The following is a 12,329-nucleotide window of genomic DNA, read 5'->3' on the forward strand; positions in this document are numbered from 1 at the left end:
ATGGATGATCGAAATACGGGCTACGCGCAAGGCATAGGCTCTTCCGACATCGGAGCATTCGCAGACAGTCTTGCTGAGTCGCTTGACCGGCAGATGAAAGTTGCGTTCGAGCCAGAAGAACGCAAGTCCTTGCGCCGCTTCAGCTCGACCGAGGTCGCCGAGTTGCTGCGCGTTAGTACGTCGAACCTGCGCAACCGCCACAAAGATGGCAGCTTCCCAGAAGTTCACACTGACGGTCGCGGTCATAGGTTCTACACGGCCGAAGAAGTTGACGACCTCCGCAACATTTTGGCGCGGACAGGCAAAAATGCTGACGCGTACAGACCTGGCCGCCGAGACGGTGACCGTCTTCAGGTCATTTCGGTCGTGAATTTCAAAGGCGGCAGCTCGAAGACAACAGCGACGATCCATTTGGCACACAGGTATGCCCTGCGTGGCTACCGCGTGCTTGTGCTGGACCTCGACCCGCAAGCCAGTTTGACGACATTTTTCGGCTTCCGGCCTGAGCTCGAATTTGCCGAAGGCGGCACAATCTACGACGCATTGAGATACGATGATCAGGTTCCACTCTCGGATGTCATCCAGAAAACATACTTCCACAAGCTCGACATGGTCCCGGCCGGCTTGATGTTGTCCGAGTACGAAACCGAGACAGCGAATGCCCTTGCGCGCAGGGTTCAGCCGATTTTCGCAGAGCGTCTTGCTCTGGCGCTAGAGGAAGTCGACTCAGACTATGACATCGTGCTGATCGATTGCCCTCCGCAGTTGGGCTTCCTGACATTGACAGCATTGGCAGCGTCCACGGGCTTACTCGTGACGGTCGTCCCCGGCATGCTCGACATCGCTTCGATGAGCCAGTTCCTCAAACTCGCTTCGGAAACGGTCAAAGCCGTCGAAGATGCGATTGGACGACATGTCACTTGGGACTTCGTAAAGTTCCTGATCACACGCTACGAGCCGTCGGACGGACCACAAACGCAAATGGCCGGGTACCTGCGCTCAATCCTTGCGGGCCAAGTCATGACTGAACCGATGCTGAAGTCGACAGCCATTTCTGACGCCGGCATGACTCAGCAAACCATCTATGAGGTAGACCCGAGCCAGCTCATTCGGAAGACCATTGATCGAGCTTTGACCAGCGTGAACAGCGTTGCCGATGAGCTGGAGCAGACAATCCAAATGGCATGGGGGCGTCGCTGATGGCTCGAAATATCTTCAACCAACCACCGAAAGACGAGAAAGAGTCTGCAGCCCCCTCCCCTGCCCCGGTCAAATCCTCGAAGCTACCTGGCTCGGTTGGCGGATTGCGGGATTCTCTCCGGGAAATCACTGCCAACTCAATCCGAGATATCGAGCCCGACCGGATCGATATGGATGGTCTCCGGGATCGCCTGATCCTAGAAGATAGTAGCATTGAAGATCTCGCCGAAAGCATTCGCAAGCATGGTCAGCAAGTGCCGATCATGGTTCGCCCCTCTGACCAACCGGATCGATACCGCATCATCTACGGGCGTCGCAGACTTGCAGCCATTCGAAGAGTTGGTGGAACCGTCAAAGCGATCGTTCGAACGCTCGATGATGATGCTTCTCTGATCGCGCAAGGTCAGGAGAACAACCTGCGGCTGGATCCGTCCTTCATTGAAAAATCTATTTTTATCAAAGAGATGCAACAGGCCGGTTACCAGCCTGGCGTCATTCAGGACGCCCTAGGCCTCTCCCGGCAAGGTGTGTCGAACCATCGTGTAGTCATCGAGCAGCTGCCTGACGAACTTGTCCGGCTTATCGGCCCGGCTCATGGCGTAGGTCGACGGCAATGGGGTGATCTTGCTGCACTTTCAGGGAAGGTTCCGCTTGTTGACATTGCGCGTGAGACACTTGCCTCTCTGCCTGACACCACTCCAAGCTCGGACAAGTTTCAAGCCGTCTATGTCGCTTGCTCCAGAAAGTCGCGTGGCGCAGCCGACCAAAGCGCCCGTGGCCAAACGACCGTGGTAAAGGACGATAGTGGTAGCCCTGTCGGCACACTTTCAGTCGATGGCAAGTCGATCGCTATCAAGATCACCCGCAAGGACAACCCGGAATTCGGCCAATGGCTCGAAGAGCGCGCGGAAACCACGCTGCGACAGCTTTTTGAACAATGGCAGAATGAGAGAGGCTCGGGGAGCTGATCCCCGGTCATAACCAAAAACACGAGCAGAGGAGAAAGGCGAAGACCAAAAAGAAAAGAGCCCCCCAAGGTTTCCCCCGGAGAGCCCTCTTCATCTGATTAGCACCTGTGATGTAGCAATCTCCGACATACCGGTCAAGAGTCACCGATTCGGTGGACGTCTTTTTGTTGCCTTTTCTCGCCAAAAACAGCGGGAAAAGCCGGGGAAGTTGTGGGCCGCAACGGTCGTCGTTCAACAAACATGGCATTCACAAAGCTTTCCGTTCAGACCTTTGGCGTCGGCAAGGGCACCCCCGCCACGTCAACACCTGAAACCGACATCTGGGCAGTCTTCCGCGCGCTCAGAGATACTCGCAGCCTGTTCGGTCTCCGTCCAGGACATGTTCAAACGCTCCAAGCGATGCTGAGCTTTCTCAAGCCTGGGCATGGAGACACAGTCTTCGCTTCCAACGACGAGATCTGCCGTCGAGTTGGCGGGATCGATGAACGAACCCTCCGTAGGCACATCGATCGCTTTGTTGAACTCGGTTTCATGAAGCGCCACGACAGCCCAAATCGCAAAAGATACCGAGTGAAGTCCTCCGAAGGTCAGTCCATTAGCTATGGCTTGTCGCTGGCTCCGTTGCTCGAGCGTGCCGGCGAACTACTTGCGACAGCCCAAGCGATGGAAAACGCTCGTCGGGATCGCGTGTTTTTGCGAAAGCAAATCCTAACCAAACTTGCTCAGATCGACGAAGCTGACCCCGAGAACGAACTCACTCATCAGGTACGCCGAGTTCTTCGGAGGAAGCTCTCCATCGCGGAGTATCATACTTTGCTCGGCGAACTGGAAGCTCAATGCAAACAGATGTCCACCGCGGTGGACGCACCAGAAACAATGAAACTGCCCGCCAATGACGGGCAAACTGTCCGCCACCATTCTAAGTCTAAAAAAGAACAAAAAGATTTAGAAAGCGGGACCGACAGCGAAACACTTCCCCTGCAAACGCTCACAACCGTTTGTGACCAGGCTACATCGTTTGCGACGAACTCACTTAGGAACTGGCACGATGTCGAAAGCCACGCGAGAACGCTCGCTCCAATGATGGGAATCCACGAAAGCACCTTCGAAAAGGCTGCTAGGAAGATAGGCTCTCAAAAAGCATCATGCGCCATCTTCATAATTCTCCAGATGAGCAATCGCATCCGAGACTTTGGAGCGTATTTCCACAGCATCACGCTCGGTCGCAGAGAAACTGACTTCAACCCATCACTGTTGTTGGAGAGGCTTTCTCGTTCTGGGGCAGCTACTACGTGATGTCCACCGCGGTGGACATGTTGAGAGGTAGAGATGGGCTGTGAAAGGGGTGACGGGAAGTGAGATCGGAAGAGTGGCTTCCAGCGCCCGTCGTGGAGAAGATCTGATGGCGAAATCTGCCCAGAAAGTCACCCTGTCCCCCTCCCGGGACATTCCCTTCGACAAGCTCGTCCTGAGCCAGGCCAACGTCCGGCGCATCAAGGCCGGCATCTCGGTTAAAGAACTGGCCGAAGACATCGCCCGCCGCGGGTTGCTGCAGAGCCTGAGCGTCCGGCCCGTTCTGGCGGATGATGGGTCCGAGACCGGTAAGTTCGAAATCCCCGCTGGCGGTCGGCGCTTCCAGGCCCTGTCTATCCTCGTGAAGCAGAAACGCTTGGCCAAGACGACGCCCATTCCCTGCATCGTACGGGATGCCAGGTCCACGATCCTCGCCGAAGATGACTCGCTCGCTGAGAACATGCAGCGCGCTTCCCTGCATCCGCTCGATCAGTTCTGGGCCTTCGTGGCACTGCGGGAGAAGGGTCAGGGCGACGAAGAGATTGCAGCCGCCTTCTTCGTCACGCCGCAGGTGGTCAAACAGCGCCTGAAACTCGCCGCCGTGGCCCCTGCCCTGCTCGAGCTCTATGCCGAGGACGAGATGACGCTGGAGCAGTTGATGGCCTTCACGGTCAATCCGGACCACGAGCGTCAGATTCAGGTCTGGGAGGCGATCAAGTCGTCGTGGAACAAGGAGCCCTATCAGATCCGGCGCATGCTGACGGAAACCTCGGTGCGCGCCTCTGACCGTCGGGCCGTCTTTGTCGGGGTCGAGGCGTACGAGACGGCTGGTGGCACCATGTTGCATGACCTTTTCCAGGGCGATGACGGCGGCTGAGCGGAGACCCGGCGCCGATGACGGGTGACGAAGGCGCGGCCCATGCCAAGCTGCTTGCCGAATACCGAGCGCTCGAAGAGGAATACGAGGGCCAGGATGAATTCCCCGAAGAGATCGACGCGCGTCTTGGCGAGTTGGAAGTCGCGATGGAGAAGCTCGAGGCCAGGCCGCTGATCTTCGACGCGGAGGAGATCGCGAGGGCAGGGGCCTTCGTGACGCTTGATCGCTATGGCGAGCTTGCAGTTTATCGGGGCTTTGTCCGGCCCGAGGATGAACCTCGGCAAGATGCCGACGTCCACAGCGGTGAACAGGCGGCAGACGGGCAGGGCGTTGAGCTTTCAACGGGGAGCAAAGTGGATGGTATCGGCCATGGCACGGTGATCACCTCTGCCGGTCAAGTGCTTGGCGCGAACATGCCCGACGACGAGGACGATGGTGCGTTGAAGCCCTTGCCCGAGCGGCTGATCATGGAGTTGACGGCGCACCGGACATTGGCACTGCGCGAAGCTGTCGGTCGCTCACCTGACGTCGCGTTGACGCTGCTGCTCCTGAAGCTCGTCAATGACACCTTCCGGACGTCCAGTTCGGCCGGCAGCTGCCTCGAGGCTTCGGTGCGTCATGTCTACATGTCCGCGCTGGCGAGCGATCTGAAGGACAGCGTGGTGGCCAAGCTGGTGGACGACCGCCACGCGGAGTGGGAGGCCGACTTGCCGCTCGGCAACGATGCCGCGCTCTGGGACTACCTGACTTCCCTTGATCAAGGGAGCCGGCTGTCGCTACTCGCGCATTGCCTCAGCTTCGGGATCAACGCGCTCCATGAGAAGGTGAACCCTTATGGTGCCGGTATCTCCGCCGGCGGTTTGACCAAGCGGATGACACAGTCCGACTTGGTCGCACAGGCGGTCGAACTCGACATGGTCGAGGCAGGCTGGGAGCCGACGGTCGATACTTATCTGAACCGTGTGCCCAAGGCCCGGATCCTCGAGGCCGTGCGAGAGGCGAAAGGGGAGGGGACGGCGCAACTCCTCGAACATTTGAAGAAGGGCGAGATGGCGACCGAAGCCGAGCGTCTGCTGAAAGGCAGCGGCTGGTTGCCGGAGGTTCTTCGCCGTCACGACCTGGCGGCGCTCGATGCCGAAGACGGGCAGGGGGTGTCTGAGCCCGTTCCCGGCTCCGAGCAGGCCGAAGATGTCGACCTTCCCGCCTTCCTCACCGCTGACCTGCCGAGCAATGAAGCATCGATGATGGCCGCGGAGTGATCTGGACCATCAGAGGGCGGGGAAACTCGCCCTCAATCACATAAAATATAATAATATCAATAAGATGAATGCAATTTTGTGCATTCAGGATGAGGAATCATGTCTGCAACCACCATTCTCGACACCGCGCCCCTGGGGGCGCTCATTCGCTACACCGACAACAGTCCGAAACCGCCTGCGCGGTTCACGAAGAAGCTCGCGGCCTGGGAACGCTCGAACGGCGTCGGCCGTCTCGTCAAGAAGGAGCCGCAGCGACCCTATCCGACCTGGATCGCACCGGCTTCGTTCACGCTGCACGAGGGGAACTTCTCCTCGGACGGGGTCATCCTCGTCACCATCATGCGAACGCATTCGGCTGACAGTGCGTTGACCTTCGAGATGGCAGAAGTGCCGAAGCCCGGACAGGTGCGCGTCCTGCTGGATTTCGGCGGTTGCTCGGAGTTGCTCCACCTGGCCGAGTCTGTCACGGCTGCCGAACTCTGGATCGCCAGAGAAGGCTATCGCAACGCGCGGCTGGAGATTGTCGGCGAAGAAGGCGCTGCTAGGGCAGGGGGCGCGGAGCTTGCCGCCTGAGCCTACGTAGAACCCAAGGGGCCCGTCAAAGCGCGGGCCTCTCACCCATCACGACCCTGTCCCGCGAAATCGCAGGGCACCATAGGGTCCAATCCAACACGGAACTTGGTCTGGTACCAAATGTCTGCCGGGAGGCTGGCGGCGATAGCATCAGCGGGACACCCGGCTCCAGTCAGCGGTCGCACCATCCCCCGCTCGCCATTCCCTTCCTTGCCCCGAATCCCGTCTTCGAGATCAACCCGCAAGGGGCCGGACTACGGGCATGCCCGTGCCGCCGGGTGGATTCGGACGAGCCGAACGCACCCGGTGATGTCAGCCAGTCTTCGGGCCTGCGGGGTTCTGTCGCGCGGGGGATGGTCCTCCGCCTCCAAGACAGGAGCCAAACAAATGTCCCGCAAAGATGCTCACGCCTTCGCCGCTTCCCTCGCCGCCACCCTCATGGTCTCGATCGTCGTCTTCCAGGCAGGTGATGGAACCTATGGCGCCGTCCCCGCCGATGAAATCGACGGAGACGAGGTCGTGATCGTCTCGGAATACGATCCCTTCGGGTGAGGCTTCGGCCTCACTTCCTTCGATCGCGGGCGCGGCGCAGGTGCGACCCCCGGGCATATCGACGGCGGAGTGACCGCCTATGCCCGATATACACCTGTCTCCGTCTCAACTCGGCTTGAAGGGAAGCTCCGCAGAATGGATCATTGGAAATCCATTCATTCGCAATTGGTCGTCCAACCCCACACGCACTTCGACAGCCGGGCGATCAAAAGATGACGTCTCAATCGAGCGCTCGTATCTTGAAGTCATGTAGTGGAACCTCTGGTTCGAGGAACCTACCCAATTTCGCCTCTGATCCGGCAGTGCAGAAACGAAGGGGCCGTCGACCACGATATCAGAGTGGTCAAGCAACGCATCAACTCCCGGCAGATTTCGCCGACGAAGTTGTTCCAGCCTGAAGCCGGTGAATACCATTACGGATATTCCAAGTCTCTGGCAGGAGGAGGCGACTTCCGCCAGCCCTTGCGCTTGATAGGACGGCTCACCTCCAAGGAAAGTGACCCCTTCAATGCCGTAGTGGTCGCGGGCCTGCTCTATCTCGTCCACGATTCGCGATGAAAGAATGGTCTGCCTGCGCACGAACGGCAACAAATCCGGATTGCAGCATCCGGGACAATCGATGTCGCAGCCCTGAACCCAAAGCGCATAGCGTAGGCCAGGCCCTTCGACGGACGTGCAGGGTATACGGGAAGCAATGTTCAAATAGCGGGTCATGACGCCTCAAGTGTCACACGAGGCAAATCTTCGTCAGCCAACTCGATAACAAGCGTCTGGCCGATACACATGGCCCGATCCGGCACCTCGTTGAAAAGAAAAGTGGAAATCGGGTCGATCACCCATTTCGTCAATGCGGTGATGGCTCCGCGTCCGCCCATGGTGGGGTCGATTTCGCCTGCAACCTTCTCAAGAAATACACGTTCCTCAGCGATCCGGACGGCCCGAATTCCATATTTGTCTTGGAGCTGCGCGCGAAGCGAGCCAAGTTTGCTCCGCATGATTTCAGCCAGAAAGCCCCTGTCACGAACAAAGTTGAACGCGACGATATTGTCACCAATTCGGTTCAAAAGTTCAGGTCGCCCCATTTCTCTAACGAAATGATCCCGCACGCTGCTGTTGAAAGCCTTCCTCGTCTCTTCGTCGGTCAATGTCGGAGCTATCTCGGCTGCACCAATGTTTGAGGTGAATATTATGATTGCTTCCGAGAAGCTCACGGTTTGACCACGTCCGTCGGTAAGGCGGCCATCCTCCAGAATTTGCAGAAACTTGTCGAGAATTCGTACATGGGCCTTCTCGATTTCGTCGAACAGGAGGACGCAAAAAGGACGCTTTCGGATGGCATTCGTCAACTGCCCACCCTCTTCATAGCCGACATATCCCGGCGGCGCGCCGATGAGTCTTTGATCGCTGTGTTCATGGTTGAACTCTGACATGTCGAAACGAATGAACGCCTCTTCGTCCCCAAAGAGGAACTCCGCGAGAGATTTTGCCAGTTCCGTCTTACCGACCCCGGTGGGACCGACGAAGAAAAGAGAACCTTTCGGCATTCGTTGCCGCCTAGAATGCTGCAAGCCTGAAAGGCCGGTAAAGGCTCGAATGGTGACAGCGGTGACTTTCTCGATCGCGTGAGTTTGGCCTTTGACGCGCTCTTCCAACATGGCCGGCATCGAGAGAAGCTTATCGCGGCTGAGTGCCTCCCACGCACTGGTCTGAATACCATGACGATAGAGGCTCAACAGACTGTCGGCCGTCAACTCTTCGGTTTCAGCGCATCGGACGGACAATCCTTCGATATTCAGAATATCCTGGCACGACATCCCGTCGAGCGCATCAATCAGGTCCTCATATCCCGCCTGACCGACCTTGGGTCGGTTCTTTAGCCGCCATTGATGAAGCCGGTCTCCAAGTATCGTGGACCGCTCCTGCCGGTCCGGCAGCGGCACGACGACCTCGCGCAGATGCGCCGGTCCCGGTAGCATCGACAAGGGAAGCGCGTGGGCGGCGGGAGTGATCAGAACCAACAGGTTCTTTGGCCCTGCGTCCTCTGGGTGCGCCGCGCCGACAATGGCCTTGGCAAGTTGCGCAAGTAGGTCTCGTTCACTCTGTGATGGATTCTGGCCGAATGAGAACGCAAAGTTCGCCAGATTGGCGACAAAGGCCGTCGGCTGCGCGGTCTTGTCGGACAGTACCCTGAGCACGATGGCGACGAAATCTTCCACAGTAACCGGCGAAGGTTCCGCACTGTCAAAACGGGCATCTGGGGCAACAGCATATGTCGCGCCCCGAGCGTCGGTCGGCCCTGCCGAGCTGGCTAGGGTCTCCCATTTCGCCGCATCGCGGCCGTGGACCCCTGTTACGGGATCCCATTCGATCACGGACTTGAAGGCGCCCTCGCGAAGGGCCGCGGCGACCATTTCGGGTATGCGCTGATACTCTGTCGTCCAAGGATTGCGGCGCAGATCGTAAACTTCGCCGTGAACGACAAGGCAAGACACCAGGCCCGCATGCGTTTCCAAGCTACGCAACCATACAGGACGATGAACCGGTTTCATTTCCTGCGCTCCTCCGAACCGTCCGGCAACTGCTTGGCCGATTTTCCGATCATGTCCGGATTGCGCCACGAAACCTTCTCTTCCTCGAGTTCGATCCCGTAGATATCCTGCAGCCGAGGTAAGACCTTGTCAGCGTCATCGAGGCAAGCCTGCCCTTGATAGTGATCGAATTTGTAAGTCATCCCGTCCAGATTGACGCGAAAAGCCGCCTGCGCGCCAGAGGGTCGCTGTGCTTTGATCACCACGGCGGCGGCCTCGCCCGCTTCGAGCTTCGGGTTGGTAACGACAAACCCCGCGTTGCGCAGTTCTCGCAAAAGACCAGAAACCACGTGCCGTCGCGCGGCCTCCTGCAGGGCGCGTTCATCGGCCGCTTGGCGGATCGCAGAAAGCCTTTCACCCAAGTCTTGCAGCGTAAGCTCCTCATCGGTCAGGTTCGGTCGCAAGCCACTGATCGCTGCTTGGGCCAGATCGTCGCCCAATTGCGCATAGACCGCCATCGCGTCCTCCAGCAGGACTTCCTTCTCGCGTCGGTCGTCTTCGCGTTGCTTGGCGTGTTTGAGAGTTTCGGCCTTTTCTCGGGCGCCCGCCATTACTGCATCAAGGCGGCTTGCCAGCTCTGAACGCCGACGCTCATAAACCGCAAGGTCGATTGGCGCGCTCTCAATCTCGCGGCGAAGCGCCATCAGATCCTGCTGGCAGAGGTCCCGCTCGATTGCGCCCGGCAAGGACGCACGCGCTTTGCGAAGCATATCGAGCAAATTACTCTGTGCAGCCAGCTCCTGCGCGTTTCTTTCGGTCCGCGCATCGCGTTCGCCCGCCAGGCGCTCCCGCGCGGTTTCTCGCTCGGCCTCGGCGGCTGCGGCTGCCGCTTCTCTCTCGGCGGCCTGAGCGGCGCGACGGTTCTCACGGGCGCGGCCGTTCAAGCCACGCATCATACCGGACAAGCGGATGTTTTCATCCCGCGCTTGTTCCGGGTCTCTGCTTAGCAACTGTTCGACCCGCGCAAGCGCCCTGCGGCAATCGCCGTAATCTTTTGCAACGAAAACATCCAAACCTTGTTCAGCCAAGGCATCAAGGCGTTCGAGATTTCGTTCGGCATATCGCGCTGTAGTGTCCCGGATGCGGTCGAGATACATCTCTCTTCGCTTTTGATCTTCTATTCGCCAACGCCTATCTGCCACAAAGCTCATTTCTGGATGTCCCTCCGCCGTGTCTTTGATTCGGCTATGAAAACTTCTGCCGTCATCACATCGATATCGTATGATTTGCACCTCGGCACGAAATCCAGGTCCTGGGAGACGAGAATTATTTTGCGATCTGGCTGACGGTACGGAATCAGGACTGCAATAATCTCTCCATCTGCATTTCGTTTGTCGCCTGACTTTAGGTGGCTCACATCAGGGAAAGGTGCCGTCCATTGATTTTTCGGAAGTGTCGAAATTGCGCGCAAATTCTTCCGACTTTTCCATCGGAAGTCGTCTCGCTGTGTTTTCTTCCTTTCGATTTCGTCCGCAACCGTTTGCGGAAAAACAAAAAAATCTGTCGGCAAGAGGTGATCGGCGAGGTCGCCGAACTCAAGAATAGCAGAGGTATCAAATGCGATGACCCTGTTGCATTCGGGCGGAATATGCCCCACCTCCCGAGATTGCTCATTAATTTCGGAAGCAAGTTCCGTTGCCGTAGGGTCGAGTCTGCCGAGTTCAGGCTGTGAACGTCGGAATTGAGCCAGTGAGGGTTCACTCGCCAAGGTTTCGACCAGCCCTTCAATGATAGGGCGCGGCAGAATTTCCAACGCGTCAACAATCCTTTGCATCCACGTTTGCGACCCCGGCTCATGCCTGACCCGATCAATGAGCCCCATCCAAAACTCTGACGGCTTCAGCCAAAATGCAGGCAGCACAAATATCTCCGGCGCTTCTGAAAACCGGCATTCGCTTTCAAGGGCAGCGACCAATTCGCTCCATTCCGAACCGCTCTGCGCAAAGCCACCTGTCCTGCGGAACACCCCGATTTCAGCGTGCAATCCTTCCCATATGATGGGCAACCTAAGGTATTCGCGCCCCTCCCTCGCCAGAAAGACACCCGCGACACCTGGATTGTCTTCGCGCGGATAAGCCACCCGCATGGCTTGCCCCCGGGCCGGCGGCGAAATGAAGGTCGGCGCGGTTACCCCCGCCACGGGATCGAGCTTGGCCAGGACGGCCAATGACGGAAAATCCAACTCAGTTGATATAGTCTCGGGCAAGCCACGAACCAATGTCAGCCCATCGAGCCCCTCGGGCAAACGGCAATGGAGCGAGACCTCGGCATCATCGTCAAGGCTGGAGTGGTTCGATCCGTCCTGGCGGTCCGGCAACAACCAGGAACGCCGCACCGTTTGTGGAAGACCGCGTAGGTACTCGCTCTCGCGCGGGTCGCTGCATTCGAAGGAAAGCTCGCCGTCATTGAGGACAAGCATCGCGTCGCTGCGTCGCCATCGATGACCAATCTTCTCGCAGGTTGCATTGTATACTTGCATGTCGTCCTGCAATTCAGCCCTGAGTTCGCCGTCGATCCAATGCCGAGGAGGATCGGTCGCGAAAGGATCGACAGGGATACGGAAACAGCTCCCCTCCACGGGCTCGGGCAGCAGAACACCGGCCTGAACGATTTCTTCTAGCACCGGATCAAAGAACCGCTCGATTGTTCGATCCTGTGCCGATTTTTGGGCTTGCTCTGACGGCTCCGCCGCACATGCACCATTCGGCTCCTCTGGCCCGGGCGCAAGATCGACAAGGCGGAGCAAGGACGGGTCGATTTCGTGCTCTGCGACCCGATGAACGCGCCCGCGTTCGATAAGATCGCCGAGCACATCGGGCAAGATTTCCCTTGCGCCCGACACGCCAAAAACCTCCCGAAACAAGCTTCCGATCGGTGCTTTGGCCAAGGTGTTGTCGCTTTGCGAAAACCGAACCACTGCCTCTTCCAGAGCCCGGTGCAGTGGAGTGAGTTCCGGAAGGAGGCGATAGGTTACCTTTGCACGAAGGTGCAGGACCGGAAACCACACAGATACCTCTCC

9 protein-coding genes and 1 pseudogene are annotated in these 12,329 nt (G+C 58.1%); 6 read left to right on the plus strand and 4 right to left on the minus strand.

Features of this window, described 5'->3' with window-relative positions; all coding sequences use genetic code 11:
- From repA to OKQ63_RS24915, 6 genes and pseudogenes are all read left to right on the plus strand, one after another.
- Complete coding sequence (gene repA / locus OKQ63_RS24890) at nt 1-1,200, plus strand: plasmid partitioning protein RepA (protein WP_264214662.1); 1,200 nt, start codon at nt 1-3, stop codon at nt 1,198-1,200.
- Nucleotides 1,200-2,168 carry a plasmid partitioning protein RepB gene (gene repB, locus OKQ63_RS24895; protein WP_264214663.1) on the plus strand — a complete coding sequence of 323 codons (969 nt, stop codon included), beginning with the start codon at nt 1,200-1,202 and terminating at the stop codon, nt 2,166-2,168. The genes repA and repB overlap by 1 nt, the downstream gene beginning before the upstream one ends.
- Nucleotides 2,169-2,408: 240 nt before the next feature.
- Complete coding sequence (repC, locus tag OKQ63_RS24900) at nt 2,409-3,464, plus strand: plasmid replication protein RepC (RefSeq protein ID WP_264214664.1); 1,056 nt, start codon at nt 2,409-2,411, stop codon at nt 3,462-3,464.
- A 106-nt stretch (nt 3,465-3,570) separates the two neighbouring features.
- Nucleotides 3,571-5,597 (plus strand): annotated as a pseudogene (locus tag OKQ63_RS24905) (ParB/RepB/Spo0J family partition protein).
- A 99-nt stretch (nt 5,598-5,696) separates the two neighbouring features.
- Nucleotides 5,697-6,170, plus strand: a complete 474-nt coding sequence (locus OKQ63_RS24910) for a UCP036055 family protein (RefSeq protein ID WP_264214665.1) — start codon at nt 5,697-5,699, stop codon at nt 6,168-6,170.
- A 387-nt stretch (nt 6,171-6,557) separates the two neighbouring features.
- Complete coding sequence (locus OKQ63_RS24915; RefSeq protein WP_009574204.1) at nt 6,558-6,722, plus strand: hypothetical protein; 165 nt, start codon at nt 6,558-6,560, stop codon at nt 6,720-6,722.
- A gap of 105 nt (nt 6,723-6,827) precedes the next feature.
- Here OKQ63_RS24915 and OKQ63_RS24920 read toward each other — a convergent pair whose 3' ends face one another.
- From OKQ63_RS24920 to OKQ63_RS24935, 4 genes are read right to left on the minus strand one after another with little or no spacing between them, the layout of a single operon-like run.
- Nucleotides 6,828-7,436 carry a 4Fe-4S single cluster domain-containing protein gene (locus OKQ63_RS24920; RefSeq protein ID WP_264214666.1) on the minus strand — a complete coding sequence of 203 codons (609 nt, stop codon included), beginning with the start codon at nt 7,434-7,436 and terminating at the stop codon, nt 6,828-6,830.
- Nucleotides 7,433-9,271, minus strand: coding sequence for an AAA family ATPase (locus tag OKQ63_RS24925; RefSeq protein ID WP_264214667.1), 1,839 nt, complete (start codon nt 9,269-9,271; stop codon nt 7,433-7,435). The genes OKQ63_RS24920 and OKQ63_RS24925 overlap by 4 nt, the downstream gene beginning before the upstream one ends.
- Complete coding sequence (locus OKQ63_RS24930; RefSeq protein ID WP_264214668.1) at nt 9,268-10,407, minus strand: coiled-coil domain-containing protein; 1,140 nt, start codon at nt 10,405-10,407, stop codon at nt 9,268-9,270. Before OKQ63_RS24930 ends, OKQ63_RS24925 begins: the two co-directional genes overlap by 4 nt.
- Nucleotides 10,408-10,457: 50 nt before the next feature.
- Complete coding sequence (locus tag OKQ63_RS24935) at nt 10,458-12,317, minus strand: PIN domain-containing protein (RefSeq protein WP_264214669.1); 1,860 nt, start codon at nt 12,315-12,317, stop codon at nt 10,458-10,460.
- Between the last annotated feature and the right edge of the window lie 12 nt (nt 12,318-12,329).

The sequence above is a fragment of the Leisingera thetidis genome (assembly GCF_025857195.1).
In the GTDB taxonomy this organism is placed as follows: Bacteria; Pseudomonadota; Alphaproteobacteria; order Rhodobacterales; family Rhodobacteraceae; genus Leisingera; species Leisingera thetidis.